The following is a 23,859-nucleotide window of genomic DNA, read 5'->3' on the forward strand; positions in this document are numbered from 1 at the left end:
AAAGACAAAAACAGGTAATTATTGATGCAAGTGGGTAATGAAGCGCTGGTGCTGTCAGCGGTTGGGGTTATTGGTTTAGGTTGCCAATGGTTAGCTTGGCGATTGCGTTTGCCAGCGATTTTATTTTTGTTGTTGGCAGGGCTGATCGTCGGGCCATTTATGCAGTGGTTAAATCCTGATGAGATATTAGGTAATTTGCTCTTTCCGTTGGTTTCTTTAGCGGTGGCAGTGATTTTATTTGAAGGCAGTTTGACCTTAAACTTTAAAGAAATTCGTGGCGTGAGTGGTTCGGTATGGAGCATTGTTTCCATCGGGGCGATCATTTCGTGGGCAGCGACCAGTATCGCAACACACTATTTCCTCGGCTTTACTTGGGAGCTTGCCATGTTGTTCGGCAGCTTAACCGTAGTAACAGGGCCGACGGTCATCGTGCCACTTCTACGAACCGTAAGACCTAACAGTACGCTTGCTAACATTTTGCGATGGGAAGGGATTTTGATTGACCCGCTCGGTGCGCTTTTTGTTGTGATGGTTTACGAGTTTATCGTATCTCACAGCGCGATAAATAGCGTCGAAGTGTTTGGGACGATCATTGCTGTCGGCGTCATGCTAGGTGCGGCCTCAGGCTATGCAGTTGCGACGATCATGCGTCGCTCTTGGCTACCGGAATATTTGCAGCCATTTGCGGTTTTGATGGTGGTTCTAGGTGTATTTTCGGTCTCTAACCACATTGAGTCTGAAGCTGGGTTACTAACCGTCACCGTAATGGGTATGTGGCTCGCAAACGCTAAAGACATCAATATTCAGCAAATTCTGCACTTTAAAGAGCATTTAACCATTTTACTGATCACCGGATTGTTCATCTTCCTTGCGGCTCGAATCAGTCTGGATGATTTTGCTGCGCTAGGTAGCGGTGCGTTATTGTTGTTTGTATTTATGCAGTTAGTATCGCGTCCGTTATCGATTTTTCTTTCAACCTTCCGCAGCAACTTGCGTCTCAAAGATAAGCTGTTTTTGTCTTGGGTTGCACCGCGCGGTATTGTTGCTGCTTCGATTTCGTCTCTTTTCGCGATCAAATTGACCGAATACGGCATTGATGAAGCGATTTTACTGGTCCCTATGACCTTCATGGTGATTATAGGAACGGTCGTGTTACAAAGTGCGACGGCACGTCCTATAGCGCTGACATTGGGCGTCGCAGAGCCAGCACCACGCGGCTTCTTGTTGATTGGTGCTAACCGAGTTGCAAGAGAAATAGGGCAGGCGCTAGCGCGTTATGACCGTCGCGTATTAATGACTGACTCAAACTGGGAGTACATCAGTCAGGTTCGTATGTTGGGATTGGATTACTATTACGGCAACCCTATTTCTAGTCACGCGGACGACAACTTGAACTTGATAGGAATAGGTCAAGTGGTTGCATTAACGCCCGATCAGCATTTCAACATTATGGCTTGCATGCAATTCGTCGACGAGTTTGGGGAAGATAAAGTTCACTGCTTACAAAAAGTGAAAACCAACGGCAATGGCAGCGAGAAGCACTCCGTGGCTCAGGAGTACCATGGTAAATTGCTGATGGGCGGCAATGTAAGCTATACCCAGCTAGCCAGTATGTTAAGTCGTGGTGCAGAGGTTAAACACACGAAATTGAGCGATAACTTCACGTATCAAGATTATTTAGCGCATCACAAAGGTAGTTCAGTTGTACCGCTGTTCCATGTAGAAGAAAAAGGAAAAATTCAATTCTGTGATGATCCAGAGCAGTTTGAACCAACGACGACAAGCACTGTTGTGTCGCTAATTCTGTCGGACAGCGTAAAGTAAACTACAGAGCAATGTGATCCATTTGCATCATGGGTATCGTACGCTGATTATCTCAATTTGAAGAGAAACTTGCCGGCTTGTTGAAAACGGAAAGCGAGTTTCTTTTCTTATAATGTCAGGGGCAGTCGAGATTCATTACTCGTTTCGGAAAAGTAATCCGGCAAATTCACAAAATTCGCATTGACGTTACTGATAAGGATCGCAATACTGCGCGACTGTTTTACTTTAGGGTGACATTATGGCTCCGCAAACTAACCGAAAAGATTTACACCTAGATGCTGTTTTACATCATGATATGAGCATGAAGCATAAAACGGCGGGTTTTGAGTCTGTCGAGTTCGAACACTGTGCGCTGCCAGAATGTGACTTTCACGCGATCGATTTATCGACAGAGTTTCTTGGTCATCAATTAGCGCTACCATTTTTGATTAGCTCGATGACTGGCGGAGCAAAAGACGCAGAAACGATCAATTGTCGTTTGGCTGAAGCCGCAAGTGAATTAGGTATTGCCATGGGTGTGGGCTCGCAACGGATTAGCTTAGAAGAAAGTCAGCATTCGGGCTTGGGTAAAACCATTCGTGAGTTGGCGAAAGAAGTACCGTTGTATTCCAACCTTGGAGCCGCTCAATTGCTCGATAAAGGTAAACTCGATAATGCGCAACGTGCGGTTGAGGCGATTCAAGCAGATGCCTTGTTTGTGCACGTTAATCCAATGCAGGAAGCGTTTCAGAAAAATGGCGACCACAATTGGGTTGGTGTTTTCCAGGCAATTGAGATGCTTAAATCTCGCGTGAAGGTTCCTATCATTATCAAAGAAGTCGGTTTTGGTATTAGCGGACACGTTGCGCAGCGATTAATTGATACTGGTGTGGATGCAATTGACGTTGCGGGCGCGGGTGGCACAAGCTGGAGTGCGGTTGAAGGGTATTGCCAAGATAATCCGAAAATGCAGCGTGCAGCCGAGCTTTTCCGCGATTGGGGTGTCCCTACAGCAACATGTTTGGCTCAAATCCGCGCACTGCATCCTACATTACCCTTGATCGCCTCGGGAGGTGTTCATAACGGACTTGAAGCGGCGAAAGCCATTCATTTGGGTGCTAATCTCATTGGGCAAGCTGGTGCGGTATTAAAAGCTGCGACGATCAGCACGCAGTCTGTCGTCGATCACTTTGAACAAATGGCATTAGAGCTGCGTTTAGCGTGCTTTGGTACTGGCTCTTCTAAGGTTGGTGAGCTAACGAAAGCGCGCTGCCTATAGCTTTTAGAATGGCGCGCTTTACACAGAGTCGCTCAATAATTTTTCGGTGTCTTAACACGTAGACTGATAATTTCGTTATAGTTGATACAAAAGTCACTTCAGCTAGTGACGCCTTTATTCAGACATTTGAATGGGCTCGTGTTGAAGAGATTGAGTTTAATTTTACTATTGTTTGCAACTGGAACCTTAAATTTATGAAAAAACTAGTCATGCTGATGTTGGCGGCTTCTGCTTTGACCGCTTGTAGTGATGAAGTGGGCACTGAAGGCTGGTGTAACGACATGCGCGATAAGCCAAAAACAGAATGGACAGCAGACAACGCGGTAGACTTTGCAAAGCATTGTGTTCTGCAAGATGGTGTCAGCAGCGAGCAATGGTGTGAAAACCTGAAAGATAAGCCGAAAGGTGACTGGACTGCAAACGAAGCGACCAGCTTTACTAAACACTGCATTTTTTAAGCACAGCGGAAAGCGCCTTTTCTGAGGTGACATTCTGTGAGGTAAACACCAAGCGTTATTGCTTGGTGTTTTTGTATCTAAAATAGCTCGATTTTTCACGTGTCGAGCGCACTTTCCTCTGAATGGAAAGTTTTACATTTTCGTTTCATTTTTGAAAACCTGTATTGCCTGTCTTTAATTTTTCGTATTGCAGTGGCATGGTGTCGAGATAGCCATCTAGTTCAATTAGATTCATAACAAAAAGGAATTCAAATGGAAGTACTAAAAGGCTCATGTCTGTGCGGCAAGGTAAAGTTGGAAGTGGCAGATGAATTTAAGTACATGGGAAATTGCCATTGCTCTGAATGCCGCAAGTTCACAGGTTCTGACTATTCATCTGCCGGTGGTATTGCGTTGGATAAACTGCTTATTATCCAAGGGAAAGAAGATATTCAAACTTATCAGAAAAGCGAAAATACCATGCTATGCTTTTGTCGCCACTGCGGATCAAGTCTGTATTCGAAAAAGAACAATGGGATCGTCAATATTCGCCTTGGTATCTTGGATGACACACCTTCTCACAAGCCTGATTTCCATATTTTTGTCGCGTCGAAAGCGCCGTGGCTCGAGATATCGGATAACCTGACTCAATTTGATGCTGGGCCAAAATAGAGTTGTTGTAGATAAGTATTTAGAAACAGAGCGCGTTACAATACGCTTGCGACACGCTCTGTGCTTTTACTTTGTATATTAGAACGGAGACGACTATTTGGCGTTTTGTAGTTCTTCTAAGCCACCTGCATTGTGCAGATTCGTAAAGCCTTGCGATTGTAAGTATTGATACGCTTTGCCAGAGCGGTTACCACTGCGACAGTACAACACGATAGCTTGATCTTTATCGACGTCTTGAAAATGTTTATCAAGTTCAGATAAAGGGAAGTTGACGGCATTATCCAAATGCCCTTCAGAAAACTCTTGCGGCGTACGCACATCGACAATCATCGCGCCCTTGTCAATCAATTGCCACCCTTGTTCAGCGCGTTCAGAAGCCGACACGTTGGGTGAGAGGAAGCCAACGCACAACGTTGCAAGAAATAGAGATACGGCCTTTTTCATTGTTTGATTATCCTTTTTAAGAGTACGTAACCACTCTAGATTTGATTGAGCATATTTTCCATCATAAAGAGATGCTAAGTGGTTGTGAATACGATAATTCGATAGAAAATTTTATTTAATTTAATAAAAAATTTTTATCAAATTCACCTCTTGAACTCTCATTTTTCGACCTTATTATTTTCATCGAAAGCGAGCTGTCGACTCGCAAATCCATCTTGATGTTTATTTTGTCTTTTATTTTTGGTTCCAAGTAGGAGGCACTTAAAAATGAAAATTCGTCCTTTAAATGACAAGCTAATTGTTGAAAGACAAGAGGTGGAAAATAAATCTGAAGGGGGAATCGTTTTAACTTCTCAGTCGGTGAAAAAATCAAACCGTGGGAAAGTCATTGCTGTTGGTTTAGGTAAACGTCTTGAAAATGGCGAACGCGCTGCGATGGAAGTCAAAGTGGGCGACCAAATCATTTTCAATGACGGTTACGGCGTGAAAACCGAGAAAATTGACGGCGCAGAATACTTAATTCTGTCCGAATCTGATGTGTTAGCAATCGTTGAGTAATTATTTTTGTAGTAGTTTTTTGAGGAGATAACCATGGCTGCAAAAGACGTATTATTTGCTAATGACGCACGTCAAAAAATGCTGAAAGGTGTGAACTTACTGGCGGACGCAGTAAAAGTGACACTAGGCCCGAAAGGCCGCAACGTTGTGCTTGATAAATCTTACGGCGCGCCAACCATCACCAAAGATGGCGTATCTGTAGCGAAAGAAATCGAATTGAAAGATAAGTTCGAAAACATGGGCGCACAAATGGTGAAACAAGTGGCGTCCAAAGCGAATGATGAAGCGGGGGACGGTACAACGACGGCTACCGTACTGGCGCAATCTTTCATCAATGAAGGTCTTAAAGCGGTAGCCTCTGGCATGAACCCAATGGACCTAAAACGTGGTATCGACAAAGCCACTGAAGCGGCGGTTGAGAAACTACGTGAAATGTCTAAGCCATGCAGTGACAAAGAATCCATCACCCAAGTGGGTAGCATTTCTGCAAACAGCGATCGCGCGATCGGTGAAATCATTGCAGAAGCGATGGAAAAAGTGGGTCGCAATGGCGTGATTACGGTGGAAGAAGGCCAAGGTCTAAACAACGAACTGTCTGTGGTTGAAGGTATGCAATTTGACCGCGGTTACTTGTCGCCATACTTCATCACTAACCAAGAAAATGGCAGCGTCGAGCTAGACAACCCTTACATCCTATTGGTGGACAAAAAAGTCAGCAGCATCCGCGAGCTATTGCCTGTACTAGAAGAAGTGGCGAAATCTTCTCGCTCGCTATTGATCATTGCTGAAGACATCGAAGGTGAAGCGTTAGCGACATTGGTTGTGAACAACATGCGCGGCATCGTGCGTGCGACCGCGGTGAAAGCGCCTGGCTTTGGTGACAACCGTAAAGCGATGATGGAAGACATTGCGGTACTAACTGCTGGTACGGTCATCTCTGAAGAAATCGGCCTAGATCTCGAAAAAGCAACGTTAGAGCAACTAGGTAGTGCGAAGAAAGTGACCATCACCAAAGACACAACAACCATTGTGGGTGGCGCAGCAGAAGCAAGCGCGATTGCTGATCGTGTGGCTTCGATTGAAAAACAAATCGAAACAACCACCTCTCAATACGATAAAGACAAGCTTCAACAACGTGTTGCGAAGCTTTCTGGCGGCGTAGCGGTGATCAAGATCGGCGCTGCAACCGAAGTTGAGATGAAAGAGAAGAAAGATCGCGTGGACGATGCACTACACGCTACTCGCGCAGCGGTTGAAGAAGGTATTGTTGCTGGTGGTGGTGTTGCCCTAACTAAGATCGCGAAAGAATTGGCGGATCTAAAAGGCGACAATGATGACCAAAACGTGGGTATCCGAGTTGCGCTACGTGCAATGGAAGAGCCTCTTCGTCAAATCGCAACTAACGCAGGTGACGAAGCTTCTGTTGTGGCGAACGCTGTCAAAGCTGGTGATTCCGATTACGGTTACAACGCTGCAACAGGTGAATACGGCAACATGATCGAAATGGGCATCTTGGACCCTGCGAAAGTAACACGCTCAGCGCTTCAATTCGCTGCGTCTGTTGCTGGCTTGATGATCACCACTGAAGCGATGATCACCAACCACGTTGAAGACAAAGAACTTGATATCTAACGTCATCAACCGTTAGTGATTAAGTAAGCGTTAAAATAACAATAACATCGCAAAACCTAAGCGGGCTCGCTTGAGCCCGCTAATCAGTCATTTGAGGTAAGTGTTATGACCCGTTTACCTGCGTTTTCTTTCTCAATATCTGAGCCGGGCGGTAATGAAGCTTCGTCAACGTGGCCGACTGCTATTCACTTCCCCCTCGTTCCAGCTGGGCCAGAGTTTTCGATCGAAAATGCTCTGCCTAAACGTCCGACAGTGACGATATTCACTATCGATCTGTCTCAGTTATTTAAAGGGGACGCTCGGGTCATCCATTAACTGTATCGAAACAGCCAGCGCACGTTGGCTGTTTTTTTCTAATTTAAAGTATTGATAATGTAGATTTTTATTTGATTACTGCCACTTGTTCAATGATCAATTTGAACTGGGGTAATCGGACCGCAAGCGCACTACACCTTTAAGCCCAGCATTGCGCCGAAAATGATTAATCCCGCCCCACATGCTTGATTGAGTCGATGCTTAATCTTCAACAAGAAAGCTTGTAGCCGGGATGACGTGAATAAAACAGCAACGATAGAAAACCAAATACCATGCAGCGCAATCATATAAATCCCGTAAAACAAGGCGATGTGTTGCTGACTAGAGTCGGGAGAAATCACTTGGCTAAAAATACTCAGAAAAAACAGCATCGTCTTGGGATTGAGTAAATTACACAGAAATCCCTGCATGAAAAATCGCCACATTGAATACTCGCTCTGTTGAATGGTTTCTGAGTTTGACGCAGGCTGCGAGGAGAATATTCCTTTAATCCCAAGGTAGACAAGATAAGCGGCCCCAAGATAGCGCACGAGATTAAACAACCATTCGTTTTGTGAAATTAAGTAACTGATCCCTAGCGTGGAGTAAGCGATGTGGATGCTGATCGCCATGCTGATACCAATCGCACTGTATACGCCTGCTTTTCGTCCTTGATTTAAGCTATTTCTTAATACCAAAACAAAGTCTGCGCCAGGGCTAATGACAATAAGCACACCTAATAACGCAAGAGTTACAAATTCCATATCGATTTCCTGTTTGAATGATGAAGTCTGGGATGTAGTGGAATTGTAGGCGTCTTTATTACTGACTATAATCGAAAAACATTCCCATATTGGTGAGAAAAACTCACAGATGCGTCACCTGAAATCTTTTTATGTCTTCCACGTTGCGGCGAGTTCTTCAAGCTACACTGAAGCGGCTGACAAACTGAACATTACCCACGGAGCCGTGAGTAAGCAGATCAAGCAACTTGAGCAATATCTGTCTCAACCTTTGTTCTTCAAAGAGGGCAGGAAAGTCGTGTTGACGGCAGAAGGCGAATTACTCAAGACATACACAGAAACGGCATTCCAAACGCTAGAAACAGGCGTGAATACGCTTATTCAAGAGAAGCATCAGCATCTTGAAGTGTCTTGTGAACCGACATTAACCATGCGCTGGTTGATGCCAAGGTTGGCCGCGTTTAATGATGAACACCGTGCTGATGTTCGTTTGTCGACGGCTGGTGGCCCGGTAACATTAGGATCAACTGGGCTTTCGATGGCGATTCGTCGAGACGATTTTGCGCAGCATCACGATTACGACAAAACCATTCTTGTGGAAGAGTGGGTGGGGCCGGTATTTTCTCCTGAGTATTGGCAATCCATTAAAGACAATTTGAAAGCAGCTCGATTGTTGAATAGCCAAACCAGACCGAATGCTTGGGCGGATTGGCAGCAATCAACACGTTGTGAAACTTTCAACGGCAACACTCAGCAATCATTCGCGCATTTTTATTTTTGCATACAAGCCGCAGTGGATGGCTTAGGCGTCGCAATGGGATCGTATCCTTTTGTCATGGACGATATTAAGCGTGGTAATTTGGTCGCACCATTTGGGTTTTCTCCATCAAGTTGCAATTACGTTTTATTGAGTCAAGATAAAAAGCGTACAGAACTCGAACATAAATTTATCACGTGGTTACAAACGCAAATGGCAGAGTGTGTGCCACTGTCATCACAGCAGATTACGCAAGGCGAATAGAAGGCATAGAGCGAGATTACGTCAGTCAGTTTTATGGAAAAAGGCTTAGGAAATTGGAAATGGAAAACCTCAATATTGTTGAAATCAAATCATTTGTTCCGGCGAAAGATTACGCGCTATCAAAACGCTTTTATGAGGCGATTGGCTTTGAAATGGCGTCGGACTTCGGTGATGTAGCATACTTCTCTCAAGGTAGCTGCGCGTTTCTTTTACAGAATTTTTATGAGCCAGAACACGGCAATAACTTCATGATGCACTTGCTCGTAGAAGACGCAGAAAGTTGGCATCAGCACTTATCCAAAGTGGGTCATGAGGAATTTGGTTCGCGTTTGACAGAGCTAGTCGAGCAACCTTGGGGCATGCGCGAATGTTGTTTGTTTGACCCTAGTGGCGTTTTATGGCGAATTGGCCAGAACATGAATACTGACTAAAGCCAGTCTTATTTTCACCGCATCTACGCGCAGGTATTGAGATCTCGATATCTGCGCGTTTTCTTTTTTACTTAGCCTTGCCAACGTTTGTAGCGCACTCACGCCTTTTTCGAGGTGGTGTGCGATGGGCTAACGCCAAAAAACTCCTCAAGCAGCATGGCTTTGAGTTCCGCTCTGACTTCTGCGCCACCGATTAACGCCAAAAGTGCGAGTCCTCCTGGAATAAGGATGACCATTAATATCGGTCTTAAAATATACGAAAAGCAGAAGATGGTCGGGAAGAAAATCAATCCTTGGCCTAGTTTGTTTAATACGTACATGAGCGATTCCTTTTGTTTTTATATAAAATGAGCATGCTCAATTTTATAAATGAGCGCGCTCAATTTGTCAATCTCAACCACGCAAGGTATGATCCTTTCAGGCTCATTAAGCAGACACATCAATGACGAAGCGACAACAAACCAGAGATAAAATTCTAAAAGCCGCATGGGCATCTTTTGCTCAAAATGGCTATGACATGACGACCACAAGGCAGATAGCGAGAGAAGCAGGAGTAGCCGATGGTACAGTGTTTAGCCATTTCCCGACTAAACTGTCGATTTTGCGCGAAGGGATGCTGGCGCAACTGCAACAGATCAGCCAAGAAACGCTAGTCAGTGTGGAAGGTAAAACCGATATCGACATTGGTTTGGCGCTGACGGAGAAATACTATCGCTACTATTTTGCGAACGTTGAGCTGAGCCGAGCTTTGTTGAAAGAAGTGATTTGGGATTTGGATTATTATCAGTCGTTTAACCAAGCTTTGTTTCAATCTGTAAACGGAAGCTCCGTCCTTGAGGGAAAAATACCGCTGATTTTTGACTGCTATTTTATGACGTTAATCTCGCACTTGAGCCGTGCAGGACCGGATGTTGAAGCGGCACTTGAAGAGCTTCATGCTAAGTTTCAGCAAATCATTGCGACTGCATAACATGGCCCCAACGCAGGATCTGAAAGAATATACTGCCTGTCATTTTATTTGCTGGGCTCCCATTTTCTCGTTTCAGTTGGCGTCTCACCAAATAGCCGCTTGTAGCTTTGACTGAACTGCCCGAGATGGAAAAAACCAAAGTCAAAAGCGATTTCTGCAATTGTTCGATTATCTTCAGGGTTTTGTAGCACTCTACGTACTTGATTCAGGCGCATTCGATGTATGAACTGCTTTGGGGAAGTATTACAGCAATGTTCAAAGGTGTACTGTAGTGTGCGACGACTGACGTGTACTGCGTCACACAGTTCACTGACGGTTATCGGTGTACGGTAGTCTAGATCCTGTAGCTGTTGTTTTATACGGTGCATCACGTGTTGACGATGAGAGATTGATATCGGATGGCTCGTGTGCAGTGAACTGAGTGAGAACAACTCCAGCACAATATCTTTTAAGATTGCTTGATGTGTGGTTTCAGACCATCTTGGCTCGGCGGAACCAAGTAACGTGCCTAAGTAGTATTTAAGTTGTTGAATGTGTTTTTCCGTCAAACCCGTTAAGTGTAATGTGTTGTTTTGGATACTCCCAAGCTCAAGTTGATTTTCTATGATGTGAACGAAGTTTTTGTCGAGCACTATTCCATAGATAGAAAACTGCTCCGGTGTCATTAACTCAAAATCAGCGCCACCTTGCCTAAGCAAAAGTTGGCTTGAATTAAACTGACTGTGATTTAGGTGTAGCGGCTTATTTTCCGCACTCAAACCCAACCAAATACCTCCCTCTTCAACCCTGCATTGCTGTCTTAGCGAGCGGTTACTGTCTTCACGAAACACATGGAAATTGGGAAATCGTCGTTCTCGAATTTGACCTAAAAATCGACCATCGCTGAGTTGGTCATATTCCTGTTGCCAGTTTATCAGACTCGCAGCTTGTTGGTTTGCATCCTTAGTGTGATGGATGCACAGCATTGGTGCAGTTTGGGGCATTTGGTTACTCATCCTTGTGATGCTCATTCCTTTTTTGTGAGTCATGTTGGAGCAGTATTTACATAACTCATTGTTTATTATTGGTTTATAAATGTTGCCAGTTTTTGATAACGCTACGGAACACATTTGGCAATACTTTCTTAAAGCTTATTGATAGTTCAGCAAAAAGCGAACCAAATAGTGAAGAGGAAGAGCAATGACGGCAACTTATCGTCGGCAACAAGGAAGTAAAGTCTATACCTTTAAGTCATTAGCTGACTTGATGGCGAAAGCGACACCGGAGCGCTCAGGCGATGCGTTAGCCGGGGTTTGTGCTCAGTCAGCGGCAGAACGTGTAGTCGCACAAATGGCGCTGTCTGAGTTACCACTTAAAACGTTTCTTAACGAGGCGGTTATTCCATACGAAAGCGACGATATCACTCGCCTAATTATCGATACGCATGACCTTGAAGCCTTTAAGCAGATTGAGCACTTGACGGTCGGAGATTTTCGAAATTGGCTGCTGAGTGAAGAAGCCGATGGTGAAACGTTGGCTAAAATTCGTCAAGGTTTAACACCAGAAATGGTGGCCGCAGTCAGTAAGATTATGCGCAACCAGGATTTGATTCTCGTTGCTAAAAAATGCCAAGTTGTCACGGCTTTTCGGAATACGATAGGTTTGCCGAGTCGCCTGTCTACTCGCTTACAGCCGAATCATCCCACTGATTCTCTCAACGGTATCGCAGCGACCATTTTTGATGGTCTGATGTACGGAAATGGCGATGCGGTTATCGGTATCAATCCGGCAACAGATAATGTGCCTCAAGCTATCAAGTTAATGAACTTAATGGATGAGGTGATTCAACACTATCAAATACCGACTCAGTCTTGTGTGTTAACTCATGTAACGAACACGATCGAAGCCATTGAAATGGGCGCACCAGTCGATCTCGTTTTTCAGTCGATAGGCGGCACGCAAGGGACGAATGATACCTTCGGAATCGACTTGTCGATTTTGAAAGAGGCCCATGAAGCCGCGTTGTCTTTGAATCGAGGTAGCGTAGGAAACAATGTGATGTATTTTGAAACCGGACAAGGTACCGCGCTGTCTGCGAATGCATTTCATGGGGTCGATCAACAGACTTGTGAAGCCCGTGCTTATGCTGTCGCGAAACAGTTCGATCCTTTGTTGGTTAATACAGTTGTTGGGTTTATTGGCCCTGAGTATCTGTTTGATGGCAAACAGATCATTCGTGCTGGGCTTGAAGATCATTTTTGTGGGAAGCTGCTTGGTTTACCCATGGGTTGCGACATCTGTTACACCAATCATGCCTATGCCGATCAGAATGACATGGATAATTTGCTGACACTGTTAGGCGTGGCCGAGTGCTCTTTCATCATGGGTATTCCAGGGTCTGATGACATCATGCTCAACTATCAAACTACCTCATTTCACGATGCCCTTTACGCAAGAAAAGTACTCGGTCTGAAGCCAGCTCCAGAGTTTGAACAATGGTTAATGGAGATGCAGATTTTCGAGAGCGTGCAAGACGTTCGGTTAAGTGAGCAAATCTCTCGCTCGTTTTCGGGAGCAATTAATCAACTGAATAAGGGGTATTCTCATGGGTAAAGTAATCACCATTGCTCAGTCCCCACAAGATGAGTCTGAAGTTGTCACACACAACCCTTGGGGCAAGTTACGCGACTTCACCTCTGCTCGGATCGCTCTGGGTCGCAGCGGAAACAGTGTACCAACCAACGAGTTACTCTCATTTCAGCTGGATCATGCCCAAGCTATGGATGCAGTGCATTGCAGTTTGAATATTGAGTCTCTCGTTGCTGGTTTGTCGGACTCTTACTCGATTCTTGAAAATACCTTAGAGCCTCCAGTGGTAGTGAGCAGCCAAGTGAGTGATCGGCTTATGTACTTGCAAAGGCCCGATTTAGGACGGCAGCTCGATGAATCTTCTTGGAAAACGCTCAACTCGATAGCAAATGAGCATAACACTGACATTGATCTTGCGATTGTTATTGCTGATGGACTTTCTTCCGTCGCAATTCAAAACCATGCCGTGCCTGTTGTTACGCGATTGATTTCTCTTTTAAGCGCTGATGATGAACATCAATGGAAATTCGCACCTATCACAATCGTAAAGCAAGGAAGAGTAGCGGTAGGGGATGATGTTGGTGAATGTTTTAACGCCAAGGCCGTGCTGGTTTTAATTGGAGAGAGACCCGGTCTAACTTCTCCGGATAGCATGGGTATGTATCTCACTTGGGGGGCTAAACGAGGCTCTAAAGATTCCCAAAGAAACTGCATTTCCAATGTGCGTCCCCAGGGACTCAACTATGACGATGCCTGTGAACGCGCATTTTACTTGCTCAAGGAGGCTCGAAAATTACAACTGTCAGGAGTGAATCTGAAAGATCGCTCAGATATCAATGAGCCAAGTGGCGCAAGCGTTGAAGATAAACACAGCGACAACTTTTTAATTTCATCAAAGTAGAAGGATTTACTATGTCTAAACATCAGGAGTACTTGGCCAAAAGGCAGCTAAAAAGAGGCACCGCAGGTTGGATTTTACTTGCGGGCTTAGGTGTCTCGTATGTTATATCTGGTGACTTCGCCGGTTGGAACTTTGGCATCGCTCAAGCAGGATGGGGAGGCTTTCTTATTGCTGCTATCGCGATGGCAGTAATGTATTTCACGCTAGTATTGTCTTTAGCTGAAATGTCTGCGGCTATTCCTGCTGCGGGTGGTGGTTACAGCTTCGCAAGACAGGCGATGGGGCCGACAGGTGGCTTTTTCACTGGCTTATCAGTTTTGATTGAATATGCGCTCGCGCCTGCTGCGATAGTGATTTTTATTGGCTCAGCAGTTAATGAATTGGTTGGTATCGATGGTCCTGTTGTTTACGCACTTTTCTACGCCGTCTTTATCGCTATTCATATGGCAGGGGTTGGCGAAGCTCTCAAAGTAATGATGGTCATCAGCGGTTTGGCTGTGCTAGCTATTCTAATTACTGCTGCTGTGCTTATTGGTCACTTTGACGTTAATAACTTATTCGATATTGCTCCGGCGACGGCTCAGGCAACAGAAATCTTGCCGTTTGGGTGGTATGGCGTATGGGCTGCGTTGCCATTTGCAATGTGGTTGTTTCTTGCGGTTGAAGGTGTGCCTTTAGCGGCAGAGGAGGCAAAAAATCCGGCAAAAGATGTTCCCAAAGGCATCATTGGTGCGATGCTGTTTTTATTGCTAACCGCAACTCTCGTAGTCTTCCTTTTGGCTGGTGCGGTTGGCTCAAAGGTCATAGGCGATAGCGCGGTGCCATTAGTTGACGCCCTAAAGCTTACGGGCAATTCAACGGTAGCAATGGCCGTGAACTTACTTGGATTGGCTGGCCTTATCGCTTCTTTCTTTTCAATCATTTATGGTTACAGTCGCTTGGTGTTTGCGCTTTCCCGCGCGGGTTATTTACCGCAAACTTTGTCATTAACCAGTGACAAAAAAGTGCCTTCTCGTGCGCTTTTGGTTCCGGGCGTTTTTGGGTTCTTGGTTTCACTTACGGGTGAGGGGGACTTAATCTTGGCGATGGCTGTTGTCGGTGCGACTGTATCGTACGCATTAATGTCCTTGAGCCATATTTTATTGCGAATTAAACAGCCGGAATTAACTCGTCCATATAAAACGCCTGGTGGGATAATTACTTCGAGTATTTCTCTGGTGCTTTCTTTGATCGCAATGACAGGTGTTTATGCTTTTGATCCCTCAGCCTTTTTCATGACAATGGGATTGTTTCTTATCGGTGGTGTTTATTATGGGTTATACAGCCGCAACAAACTGGTGGCAGCAACCGCCGAGGAAGAGTTTGCCATGCTGTCTGTAGCAGAGCTAGAGCTTGAATCAGATGTCGTACGATAGTCACTTTGATTCTTGTTATTCAGCATATTAAGGGAGCCATAGGCTCCCTTTGTCATTTCTATCAAAAGTGCATAGCGCACAAATGCATCACTTTAACTTTATAAGCGGTTAATCATGTGAAAGTCTAGTCTGGATAACGATGGCGCAAATCCATCACAGGTAAAGGTTAAGTTTTCAAGGAAAGGTCATGATAAATAAGATATTTAATACACTTTTGGGAACAGAGTTACCGATTATTCAAGCACCAATGGCCGGTGTGCAAGACAGCCAAATGACCATAGCCGTCAGTAATGTTGGCGGGCTTGGCTCGTTACCTTGTGGAATGCTGAACAAAGACGCCATCGTAAAAGAACTTCAACTTATCAAGCAGGCAACTAACCGACCGTTTAACCTCAATTTCTTTTGCCATGAAATGCCGGAGTATGACGGCAACAAGCACGAAAAGTGGCAAAAAACGCTGCAACCGTATTTTTCCGAGGTTGATGCAACCGTTCAGGCTCAGCCAAACGCTCCGACAAGGATGCCTTTCAATCATGATATTGCTGACGCGATTGAACCATTTGCACCGCCAGTGATCAGTTTCCACTTTGGTTTGCCAGACGATGATCTGTTAGCTCGAATTAGAGGGTGGGGAGGGAAGATCCTTTCGTCAGCGACCACGGTGGACGAAGCACTTTGGCTAGAAGCAAAAGGCGTTGACGGTATTATCGCCCAAGGCTTGGAGGCTGGTGGACACCGAGGTATGTTTTTATCGGATGATTTAACTACTCAATTAAGTTTGATTGCGTTATTACCACAAATCGCCAAACGGGTGAATTTGCCTGTTATTGCTGCAGGCGGAATCGCTGATAGAAGAGGGGTGGAAGCCGCGTTGAGATTAGGAGCGAGTGCCGTTCAAGTTGGCAGCGCCTATTTGTTGTGTGATGAGGCGAAAACATCGTCTTTACATCGATATGCCATTGCCAGTGAACGCGCGCAACATACCGCTGTGACCAATGTTTTCTCGGGCCGACCAGCGAGAGGCATTGTGAATCGCGCAATGTCGGAGCTAGGCTACATCAGTGAGTTTGCGCCGAAATTCCCATACGCCTCCATTGAAATGGCTCAACTAAGAGCGCTTATGGAAAAGCAAAACCGAGATGAATTCACACCGTTGTGGTGCGGACAAAACTCGTCGGGTTGTAAGGAAATATCGGCGGCAGAAATGACATTGTCATTAATGGAAGGCATCGATTTTAACTGATATGCATCTTGCCTTTTAAAGCGATGCTGACTGAATGGTTACGAGTTATCCCTGTATTTATGTAGTAAATCTAATGGGATGTGGCAGTAATCATTCGGAAAGTTTGTGAGTCTGTCTTGGTGCTCATCATCACTTGGTACATAATTTGTGAGTGGCAGTACTTCTACGGCGATCTTGTCGGCGTCCGGTCGTGCTGCGATAAACGCTTTCGCGATGGTGAGATGCTGTTCGTTTTGGCTATAAACACCAGTACGGTACTTCTCACCTACGTCTTCACCTTGCTTGTTAACGCTGTAAGGGTCGATTATCTCAAACAAATACCCCATTAAAGTTTCAACCGAAACTTGCTCAGCATCGAACTGGGTTTTCACGCACTCTGCGTAGCCATCGTATTCGGATTGAGTGTTATCCGTTGTGCCATTTGCTCGCCCGGCTTCTGTGTTGATTACGCCCGGAAGGTGGCGCATAAATTCTTGCACGCCCCAAAGGCAGCCGCCAGCGAAGTAAATTTCTTCCATCACTTTTATCCTAGTCTTTACCGTTGTTGGGATGTAGGGAGCTAACCCCTCTTCTTCTATCCCATTTCCGTTGCCCTATTATCTGTTGATGGGAGCGATATTCGCAAGGTACAGCTTGGCTAATCAGACCACGCGTTTTTTCCTTTTTTACTTTCAAGTTCTTTTCATATGAAACATCAGGTGAGTATACTGTAAGCTCATCAATAAGGAGCGAACCTGTGAACCCAAGACAAAATGAAATCCTGCAATTAGTGAACGACCGTAAACGCGTTCAAGTCACGGAGCTTTCTGACATCATTGGTGTGTCGGGCGTGACCATCAGACAGGATTTGAACTTTCTGGAGCAACAGGGCTACCTAAAGCGCGTTCACGGCGCAGCTACCGCGTTGCAAAGTGATGACATTGATGCCCGTCTAGAAGTGCGTTTCGATATTAAACAATCGCTCGCAAACCAAGCTGCGGATTTGGTCGCATCGAATGAGACAGTGCTGATTGAAGGGGGCAGTGCCAATGCGTTGTTGGCTCGGACTTTGGCTGAGCGCGGCGATGTGACCATCATTACGCCATCGGCGTATATCGCCCATCTCATCCGTAACACTTCTGCCAACATTATCTTGCTTGGTGGCGTATATCAGCACCAAGGCGAGAGTTTGGTCGGACCGCTGACTAAGTTGTGTATTGAGAACATTCATTTCAGCACAGCCTTCTTGGGTATTGACGGCTTCCATCAAGACACTGGCTTTACTAGCCGCGACATGATGCGTGCTGAGATCGCAGAAACCATCATTGCGAAAAAAAGGCGCAATATTGTTCTAACGGATTCTAGTAAATTTGGGCAAATTTATCCCTCATCAATTGGTAAGACTGACGAAATATCAGTGCTGCTGACTGACAAAGCCGCTCCGAAAAGCGACCTTGAACAAATCAAAAAGCGAGGTGTGGAAGTTATATTAGGCTGATTAAGCAACGCTTTGTTTTCGCTTCGCGAGCATTGCTGTTGGGGAGAAACCGGTGACTAGCATAGTGCCGCTAAGCACTAGAATTGTTCCTATGATGGTGTTAGAGCCGACGGGCTCATCTAGCACCAAGTAGCCCCATAAGATACCAAAAACAGGAACAAGAAAAGTGACAGTCAGTGCTGACGCTGGGCCGATATCAGAAACTAAGCGGAAATAGAGCAAATAAGCGAACCCTGTGCATACAACGCCGAGCGTGACAACAGAGCTCCATTCGAAATGACTTGGTTCTGCACGCATTGGTAAGAATGGTAGCAGCGGCAGTACCCAAATAACCGCCGCCCACATGCTGCCGTGAGCATTGTCAAAAGCTGGTACTTGTGGCGCATTTTTAGTGTAGTTGGTAGCAATGCCATAGCTGAAAGAAGCCATCAAACTGGCGGCAATAGGGAGCATGGCTTCTTCACCTATGGTTGAAGTATCTAAGCCGACCAAGACTGCAACGCCTCCAATGCCTATTAGCATACCGAGAACAGATTTCGCTGTGAGTGGGCTGCGGTACCAAACAAAGCCAACTAGTGCTCCCCATATTGGGGCGGTTGAGTTCAATATTGCTAAAGTTGATGCATTCAGTGTCTGGGCTGCGTACGCAAAGAGTAAAAATGGAACTGCGCTATTGAATAAGCCAATAATAAAGAAGTGTTTAGTATGCGCAGTTAACGTGAGTTTCTTCTTCAAATATACGGCGATCAATAACAAAGCGACGGCGGCAAATGTAACTCGAAATTCGATTAAGTAAGCCGGCCCGAATGTGTTGGCGGCGACTCGCATAAACAGAAACGAGCCACCCCAAATAGCAGCGAGGCAGAGTAAGCGAAAAAAACTGACGGCAGTCATTTGACATCCTTGGTCGAGGTCTAGCGCCTCATCGATTAATTGTTGCGCTAACAGTGAATTAAACCAAGGATGAGGTCAACCAGAAATGTAATACCAGTTCCGGATCTGGCTAGCTTGGGCTCACGTTGATGGTGTGTTGTTGATGTGTGATGACTTAATGGCTCTCTGACCATACTGCGAATTCATTTCCACTCGGTTCAGTGAAGTGGAATCGACAGCCGCCGGGGAATTCGAAAATAGGGCGGATAATTTTTCCACCATACTGCTCTACTTTTGTCTGAGTGGCCTGAATGTCTGAGCTATAAAATACTAAAAGTGCGCCACCATTTGCGGTTTGGTTTATAAACTCAGATTTGAAGAATCCGCCATCCAACCCTTGTCCTGAAAATGCAGAATATTCTGGACCATAATCGGTAAAGCTCCAGTCAAAAGCACGCTCAAAAAATTGTTTGGTCGCACTGACATTAGTGGAACCAAATTCAACGTAATTCAATTTTTCATGTTGATGCATGGTGAAATCCTTCTCGGTTACTATCGTTTCTAAGCGAACTTTTCTACGATGATGTCGTCCGCTTTTTCGACAAATAATGCGCCATTATCTCTGAGCTCTGTCAGCACATTCTCTACATTATCAGGCAGCACCGCACGAGTTGAAGCAAGATTAACTACCACATTGTAGCCAAGTTCCAGCGCTTGCATGACGGATTTTTTCACGCAAAAGTCTAAGGCAAGGCCACCGATAACTAAGGTATCAATCCCGTTGAACTTTAGAAATTCATGCGCGCCTGTCGTTTTGGTGTCGGCAATATCATGGAAAAAAATACCGTAAGGGTGTGCGTCAGGATCCATACCTTTATTAACTTGAAAATCATAGTCCAACACGGGTGGTAAGCCATCTAGCAGCTCAGAACCTGTTGTGCCAAGCACACAGTGACGGTTCCACTTTATATCCACATTCGGTAAACCAACGGGCTCAAGCATATTGGATGGCGATTCTGCATCCCACTTTGCTTTTGGTGGGTGTAAGTCACGACTGACCAGTTTTAATCGGCCTTTGGCATGATTGTTCAAAAGTTCCGGTACGATTTCCAACGCACCTGCAACGGGCAGTTCATCTGGACATAACTCACTAAAGCCTTTCTCTGGATCAACGTCGATCACTGCTGTAGTTTGATAGTTTACTCGAACAGTCATGGCAGACTCCTTGTCTGTCTGATTGTCTGCGTTTATCCACGCAAACAGTTTTGAAAAAAGGTTACTTCGTCGCTAGTCAGCGTATATACCATTGCGGGTTTTCCACCTTTGCCTTTGTTGGTTGAAGCGACTTTATTAGTGGGTTTTAGTACGCCTGAATCTATCAAGCGGCGCTTAATCGTCATTCGGCTGATATCAATACCAAACTCTTGATAAGCAGAAATGATGTCCGCAACCAAAAACTCTTTGTCTAATGCAAACAAAAGAACCGATGTGTATTCAATGGATGCACGAAGCTTTTGCCACGCTTTTTCAATGGTTTTTTGATGATCAAATGCGAGAGTCTCTTCTCCATTGAGAATAGCCTGTAGCGAAAACCATTTAAGTTGGCATTCCGGTACACCTGCATTATTTATTTGCTCTACATTGTTACGATCAACTAAGGCGTAGTGCGTAATGTTTAAGCTCCAGTCTTCTGGATCGCGTTTTGGATCACCGTCGATAAACGCTTCGCTAAAATGGCGAGGGTAGGTATGGATTTTCTCACGGCAAATTCGGCGACGCGCCGCTTCAAAGTTTTCATCGGCCGGGCGTCCGCCTTCACTGGTTAAGTCTTTATCAAAGACAAATCCGCCCGGTAGTGCCCAGACTCCATGGTATGGCCGATTTGGATTTGAACGTTTAATCAACAACACTTCCAATCCCTTATCGGCACAGCCAGATAGCCTGAATGGAATAATGTCGACAGATACGATCATGGTTGGGTCCTAATATTGATTTGTAAATAATCTAGCGCATAACAAGTGGTCAATCAATGGGTAAGTAACGAGTTGTTAGAAACGTTTTTGGTAGTGTTCGTAATACGGTTTGAGCATAAATTTACGGATGACTCTGACTTATTCACAATGCTTGCTCGAATTCTAGACAAAAAAACCTTATAAAAATGAGTGGTTAGTAACAAAAGTTGACAAACTATAGATGGGTGTTTATTGTTTACGCAAATTAGTTAGTAACAAAAAGTTATATACCCAGGAAGGGCATGTAGAAGGGCACCTAATGACCACCAAACTATTTTCTTCCCGCATCATTCAAAGCGCTTTGGATTTCGATGTCTACAAAGTCAATATGATGAGCGCTGTAACAGCGCTTTACCCTGATGCGATGGTGTCATATAAGTTTATCGTGCGCAGTGAGGAAGACCTCTCTGAGCTTTTGCCTGAGGTAAAAGCCGAAGTCCTTAAACTGCAAGATATTCAATTTACGCAAGAAGAAATTGAATATATTAAGCGTGTCGCGCCTTACCTGAATCCTGACTTTGTTGATGCACTGCGCCATTTCCGTTTCAACCCACAAAGTGATGTCTCTTTCCATAATAAAGCCATGGCTGATGGCTCAAGCCAGTTAAGAATTACCATTAACGGTTTGTGGCGAGATACCATCTTGTACGAAACGATCATCATGAGTATCGTGTCTGAAGTTCGTAGCCGTCAGCGTTGGTCAGATATCCCTGTTGCGCAATTTACCACTGTTTTAGAAGAGAAAGTTCGACACCTAAAGTCGGAACTAAAACGTCGTAACATTACTAACTTTAAATTTTCTGACATGTCGACGCGTCGACGTTTTTCCTTTCAAGCTCAGCGCACTATGCTGGAATATTTGTGCCAGGAAGTGCCGGAATGTTTGACAGGAACAAGCAACTATCACTTAGCAAAAGAGCTAAACTTGACGCCTATCGGCACGGTTGCTCATGAATGGTTTATGGGACACCAAGCTCTGGTGAATGTGCGAGATTCGCAAAAAGTGGCGTTGCAACGTTGGCAAAAAATGTTTAATGGTGCACTAGGTATTGCGTTAACCGATACGATTGGTATCGATGCTTTCCTTAAAGACTTTGATGAAGAACTAAGTAACGCGTACTTCGGTGTACGTCACGATAGTGGTTGCCCTTATAGCTGGGGTGAAAAAATGATTGCACACTACCAGTCGCTGAATATAGACCCATTAACAAAAACACTGGTGTTTACCGACGGACTTAACTTCGAACAAGCGTTAGATATTTGCGAGTATTTCCAAGGACGTATTCAGGTGAGTTTTGGTATCGGTACTTTTCTTGCCAATGATATGGGTGATTATGTCAATAAAGATGGTGAAGCCTACCAGCCACTTTCTATCGTGATAAAAATGGTCACGTGCAATGGTTCACCGGTCGCCAAAATCAGTGACGAACCTGAGAAAGCCATGTGTGAAGATATCTTCTTTTTGATGAATCTCAAGCGCCGCTTTGAACAACCTCTTGATTTAAATGAGTGTCGTAAAATGATCGATCGTTTAGAAACTGAAGGTCAAAATTATCTCATCGACGTGTAGGCGTTATCCTCTCTCCATGATAAGCACCCTCTATCGTTACGACAAATTTATATAGGTAAACGTGGAGGGTGATTTCGTTATAGTAATATACAGAAGTAACCAGACACAGCGCAGGAAAGCACTCAAAAGTTGATGTGTTATCTGCCTTTGATTGGTGTAAATCGATACGTTACAGCATCGTGGACGGTGTATCTCATCCGACACTAAACTCAGTCTAATCACGTAGTTTATTCCCACGTACCATGAGCTCACTCGGGTATAGACGTCTATCTGCTTTTATGACTTTGGGCTTCACGTAGTTGCTTGAATCAGGAGTCAAAATGAACCTAGTAGTACATTTGCAAAAGAAAGCGATCCGAAAATATGGCTATGAGATGGCCACTCGCCAAGCATGGAAGTGTGGTATCAAGGCAAATCTTGTAAAGCGCGTGATTGGCCTTTTTAAAGGACAAATTGTTTGTGTGGTTGAAGGTTGCCGAGCAGAGTTTTCTTCTCCTCTTAATAACCCCCTTCACGAAGATGACAAGCAGGGGCGATATGTGTTTGTTGGCGGTGTATGCTGGGAACCAAATAACATTATAGCGCCTGGTTTCCCTGATTTTATGTTTATGCACGTGCGTAATCTAAGCCACCGTCATAAGTATTTAACGGATGACGAACTATTTTTGAGCTTGGCTTAAAAATAAATCTCATAGACTAGTCCAGCCCAATCATAATCAGTAGTGATACAGTTTTAGCTCTGTTGACATTCTGCTGAGTGTTTCTTGACGTACCTCTTATAAAACAGTGTTTCTTTACTTGTTAATAACAGAGGGTTTGTTTTCGTCTGATGTGATTTCCCTTTTGCGATTTACCATAACGCTCATCAAAGCAAACCATACTGGGATGTAAATCATGAATATGAAATCTATCGCAATTGCAACGGCAGTTGTTGCTGTACTAGCAGGCTGTAAAGACAAAACGCCACCAGCTCCAACTCAAGCAAACATTACTTTGGTTGAAGCGGTGACTGAAACGGTGAAAAAGCCGCACCAAGTATGTAAAGACGTGGTAGTAACCGAGCAAGTTGCCCCTGCGGATGACAATAAAATTATTGGTACGGTTGGTGGCGCAGCAGCTGGAGCAGCGCTGGGCAACCAAATCGGTGGTGGCTCAGGTAAAGTGATTGCAACTGCAGCTGGTACGATTGCTGGTGCACTGACAGGTCGTAAGATCCAGGAGAATGTGCAAAAAGGTGATGTAGTAACAACGACGAAAAAACAGTGTCATACAGAATATACGACATCTGATAAAGTAGTGGGTTACGACGTCACTTACGAAGTTTCAGGTGCACCAACGACGGTTCGTTTGGCGAGCAAGCCAGCGACAAAAACGTTCCCAATTCAAGATGGTAACGTTGTTCTACCACAATAGTTAGCGACTTAACCGAAGCGATTAACAAGCCCTTTTATCTTTGAGATGAAAGGGCTTTTTCACACAAGCGGCGTTTTCATCTGTTTTCCTATTGGAATGTGCG

At 44.8% G+C, this 23,859-nt stretch carries 27 protein-coding genes; 18 read left to right on the forward strand and 9 right to left on the reverse strand.

Annotated elements, in window-relative coordinates; all coding sequences use genetic code 11:
• The first annotated feature begins 24 nt into the window (after nucleotides 1-24).
• The 4 genes from R7E00_RS00670 (at nucleotide 25) to R7E00_RS00685 (ending at nucleotide 4,191) form a co-directional block, all read left to right on the forward strand.
• On the forward strand, nucleotides 25-1,824 hold the full coding sequence (locus R7E00_RS00670) for a cation:proton antiporter (RefSeq protein ID WP_115386480.1): 1,800 nt from the start codon (nucleotides 25-27) through the stop codon (nucleotides 1,822-1,824).
• Nucleotides 1,825-2,062: 238 nt separating this feature from the next.
• Nucleotides 2,063-3,082 carry a type 2 isopentenyl-diphosphate Delta-isomerase gene (gene fni / locus R7E00_RS00675; protein WP_258481927.1) on the forward strand — a complete coding sequence of 340 codons (1,020 nt, stop codon included), beginning with the start codon at nucleotides 2,063-2,065 and terminating at the stop codon, nucleotides 3,080-3,082.
• 194 nt (nucleotides 3,083-3,276) lie between these two features.
• Nucleotides 3,277-3,540: a DUF3012 domain-containing protein gene (locus R7E00_RS00680; protein ID WP_262606169.1), complete on the forward strand. Its 264-nt coding sequence runs from the start codon at nucleotides 3,277-3,279 to the stop codon at nucleotides 3,538-3,540.
• 252 nt (nucleotides 3,541-3,792) lie between these two features.
• Complete coding sequence (locus R7E00_RS00685) at nucleotides 3,793-4,191, forward strand: GFA family protein (RefSeq protein WP_005388696.1); 399 nt, start codon at nucleotides 3,793-3,795, stop codon at nucleotides 4,189-4,191.
• A gap of 93 nt (nucleotides 4,192-4,284) precedes the next feature.
• Here R7E00_RS00685 and R7E00_RS00690 read toward each other — a convergent pair whose 3' ends face one another.
• Entirely contained in the window at nucleotides 4,285-4,635 is a 351-nt protein-coding gene (locus R7E00_RS00690; protein ID WP_064376174.1) for a rhodanese-like domain-containing protein, read from the reverse strand.
• Nucleotides 4,636-4,902: 267 nt separating this feature from the next.
• Between R7E00_RS00690 and R7E00_RS00695 the strand changes: the two genes are divergently transcribed.
• The 3 genes from R7E00_RS00695 to R7E00_RS00705 all read left to right on the forward strand — a co-directional run bounded on the left by R7E00_RS00695 (nucleotide 4,903) and on the right by R7E00_RS00705 (nucleotide 7,140).
• Nucleotides 4,903-5,193 carry a co-chaperone GroES gene (locus tag R7E00_RS00695; RefSeq protein WP_005373989.1) on the forward strand — a complete coding sequence of 97 codons (291 nt, stop codon included), beginning with the start codon at nucleotides 4,903-4,905 and terminating at the stop codon, nucleotides 5,191-5,193.
• 33 nt (nucleotides 5,194-5,226) lie between these two features.
• On the forward strand, nucleotides 5,227-6,825 hold the full coding sequence (gene groL / locus R7E00_RS00700) for a chaperonin GroEL (protein ID WP_258481925.1): 1,599 nt from the start codon (nucleotides 5,227-5,229) through the stop codon (nucleotides 6,823-6,825).
• A gap of 105 nt (nucleotides 6,826-6,930) precedes the next feature.
• On the forward strand, nucleotides 6,931-7,140 hold the full coding sequence (locus R7E00_RS00705) for a hypothetical protein (protein WP_005373984.1): 210 nt from the start codon (nucleotides 6,931-6,933) through the stop codon (nucleotides 7,138-7,140).
• A 131-nt stretch (nucleotides 7,141-7,271) separates the two neighbouring features.
• On the opposite strand, the gene R7E00_RS00710 is transcribed toward R7E00_RS00705, so the two are convergent.
• Nucleotides 7,272-7,883 (reverse strand): LysE family translocator, encoded by a 612-nt coding sequence (locus R7E00_RS00710; RefSeq protein ID WP_262606168.1) that lies wholly within the window; start codon nucleotides 7,881-7,883, stop codon nucleotides 7,272-7,274.
• Nucleotides 7,884-7,992: 109 nt separating this feature from the next.
• Between R7E00_RS00710 and R7E00_RS00715 the strand changes: the two genes are divergently transcribed.
• Nucleotides 7,993-8,883: a LysR family transcriptional regulator gene (locus tag R7E00_RS00715; protein WP_005388706.1), complete on the forward strand. Its 891-nt coding sequence runs from the start codon at nucleotides 7,993-7,995 to the stop codon at nucleotides 8,881-8,883.
• Nucleotides 8,884-8,942: 59 nt separating this feature from the next.
• Nucleotides 8,943-9,314 (forward strand): VOC family protein, encoded by a 372-nt coding sequence (locus R7E00_RS00720; protein ID WP_005373979.1) that lies wholly within the window; start codon nucleotides 8,943-8,945, stop codon nucleotides 9,312-9,314.
• A gap of 98 nt (nucleotides 9,315-9,412) precedes the next feature.
• Here R7E00_RS00720 and R7E00_RS00725 read toward each other — a convergent pair whose 3' ends face one another.
• Nucleotides 9,413-9,634, reverse strand: coding sequence for a hypothetical protein (locus R7E00_RS00725; RefSeq protein ID WP_017635120.1), 222 nt, complete (start codon nucleotides 9,632-9,634; stop codon nucleotides 9,413-9,415).
• Nucleotides 9,635-9,756: 122 nt separating this feature from the next.
• Here R7E00_RS00725 and R7E00_RS00730 point away from each other — a divergent pair, with 122 nt between their 5' ends.
• Nucleotides 9,757-10,284 carry a TetR/AcrR family transcriptional regulator gene (locus R7E00_RS00730; RefSeq protein ID WP_262606167.1) on the forward strand — a complete coding sequence of 176 codons (528 nt, stop codon included), beginning with the start codon at nucleotides 9,757-9,759 and terminating at the stop codon, nucleotides 10,282-10,284.
• Between the two features lie 44 nt (nucleotides 10,285-10,328).
• Here the strand turns inward: R7E00_RS00730 and R7E00_RS00735 are convergent, their stop codons facing one another.
• Entirely contained in the window at nucleotides 10,329-11,279 is a 951-nt protein-coding gene (locus R7E00_RS00735) for a helix-turn-helix domain-containing protein (protein ID WP_161440815.1), read from the reverse strand.
• Between the two features lie 184 nt (nucleotides 11,280-11,463).
• On the opposite strand from R7E00_RS00735, the gene R7E00_RS00740 reads away from it, so the two are divergent.
• The 4 genes from R7E00_RS00740 to R7E00_RS00755 all read left to right on the forward strand — a co-directional run bounded on the left by R7E00_RS00740 (nucleotide 11,464) and on the right by R7E00_RS00755 (nucleotide 16,411).
• A complete protein-coding gene (locus tag R7E00_RS00740) occupies nucleotides 11,464-12,876 on the forward strand; it encodes an ethanolamine ammonia-lyase subunit EutB (RefSeq protein ID WP_005373972.1) in 1,413 nt (470 codons plus the stop codon).
• On the forward strand, nucleotides 12,869-13,753 hold the full coding sequence (gene eutC, locus R7E00_RS00745; protein ID WP_262606166.1) for an ethanolamine ammonia-lyase subunit EutC: 885 nt from the start codon (nucleotides 12,869-12,871) through the stop codon (nucleotides 13,751-13,753). Before R7E00_RS00740 ends, eutC begins: the two co-directional genes overlap by 8 nt.
• An 11-nt stretch (nucleotides 13,754-13,764) precedes the next feature.
• Nucleotides 13,765-15,168, forward strand: a complete 1,404-nt coding sequence (gene eat / locus R7E00_RS00750; protein WP_171342651.1) for an ethanolamine permease — start codon at nucleotides 13,765-13,767, stop codon at nucleotides 15,166-15,168.
• A gap of 187 nt (nucleotides 15,169-15,355) precedes the next feature.
• Nucleotides 15,356-16,411, forward strand: coding sequence for an NAD(P)H-dependent flavin oxidoreductase (locus R7E00_RS00755; protein WP_104980413.1), 1,056 nt, complete (start codon nucleotides 15,356-15,358; stop codon nucleotides 16,409-16,411).
• Nucleotides 16,412-16,449: 38 nt separating this feature from the next.
• On the opposite strand, the gene R7E00_RS00760 is transcribed toward R7E00_RS00755, so the two are convergent.
• Complete coding sequence (locus tag R7E00_RS00760; protein WP_005388723.1) at nucleotides 16,450-16,929, reverse strand: peptide-methionine (S)-S-oxide reductase; 480 nt, start codon at nucleotides 16,927-16,929, stop codon at nucleotides 16,450-16,452.
• A gap of 218 nt (nucleotides 16,930-17,147) precedes the next feature.
• On the opposite strand from R7E00_RS00760, the gene R7E00_RS00765 reads away from it, so the two are divergent.
• Nucleotides 17,148-17,888, forward strand: a complete 741-nt coding sequence (locus R7E00_RS00765; RefSeq protein ID WP_054865466.1) for a DNA-binding transcriptional regulator YciT — start codon at nucleotides 17,148-17,150, stop codon at nucleotides 17,886-17,888.
• Here R7E00_RS00765 and R7E00_RS00770 read toward each other — a convergent pair whose 3' ends face one another.
• The 4 genes from R7E00_RS00770 to R7E00_RS00785 all read right to left on the reverse strand — a co-directional run bounded on the left by R7E00_RS00770 (nucleotide 17,889) and on the right by R7E00_RS00785 (nucleotide 20,734).
• Nucleotides 17,889-18,782, reverse strand: a complete 894-nt coding sequence (locus R7E00_RS00770) for a DMT family transporter (protein WP_064354514.1) — start codon at nucleotides 18,780-18,782, stop codon at nucleotides 17,889-17,891.
• A gap of 154 nt (nucleotides 18,783-18,936) precedes the next feature.
• Nucleotides 18,937-19,293, reverse strand: a complete 357-nt coding sequence (locus R7E00_RS00775) for a VOC family protein (RefSeq protein WP_171344253.1) — start codon at nucleotides 19,291-19,293, stop codon at nucleotides 18,937-18,939.
• Nucleotides 19,294-19,322: 29 nt separating this feature from the next.
• A complete protein-coding gene (locus tag R7E00_RS00780) occupies nucleotides 19,323-19,976 on the reverse strand; it encodes an isochorismatase family protein (protein WP_053307171.1) in 654 nt (217 codons plus the stop codon).
• Between the two features lie 32 nt (nucleotides 19,977-20,008).
• A complete protein-coding gene (locus R7E00_RS00785; RefSeq protein ID WP_005373953.1) occupies nucleotides 20,009-20,734 on the reverse strand; it encodes an NUDIX domain-containing protein in 726 nt (241 codons plus the stop codon).
• A 298-nt stretch (nucleotides 20,735-21,032) separates the two neighbouring features.
• On the opposite strand from R7E00_RS00785, the gene pncB reads away from it, so the two are divergent.
• The 3 genes from pncB to R7E00_RS00800 all read left to right on the forward strand — a co-directional run bounded on the left by pncB (nucleotide 21,033) and on the right by R7E00_RS00800 (nucleotide 23,756).
• Nucleotides 21,033-22,343 carry a nicotinate phosphoribosyltransferase gene (pncB, locus tag R7E00_RS00790; protein ID WP_318124397.1) on the forward strand — a complete coding sequence of 437 codons (1,311 nt, stop codon included), beginning with the start codon at nucleotides 21,033-21,035 and terminating at the stop codon, nucleotides 22,341-22,343.
• Between the two features lie 320 nt (nucleotides 22,344-22,663).
• A complete protein-coding gene (locus R7E00_RS00795) occupies nucleotides 22,664-23,023 on the forward strand; it encodes a hypothetical protein (RefSeq protein WP_005373947.1) in 360 nt (119 codons plus the stop codon).
• 214 nt (nucleotides 23,024-23,237) lie between these two features.
• On the forward strand, nucleotides 23,238-23,756 hold the full coding sequence (locus tag R7E00_RS00800; RefSeq protein ID WP_005373945.1) for a glycine zipper 2TM domain-containing protein: 519 nt from the start codon (nucleotides 23,238-23,240) through the stop codon (nucleotides 23,754-23,756).
• The last annotated feature ends 103 nt before the right edge of the window (nucleotides 23,757-23,859 follow it).

Origin of the sequence: Vibrio sp. Vb1755, assembly GCF_033338635.1 — a bacterium.
GTDB lineage: Bacteria > Pseudomonadota > Gammaproteobacteria > Enterobacterales > Vibrionaceae > Vibrio > Vibrio alginolyticus.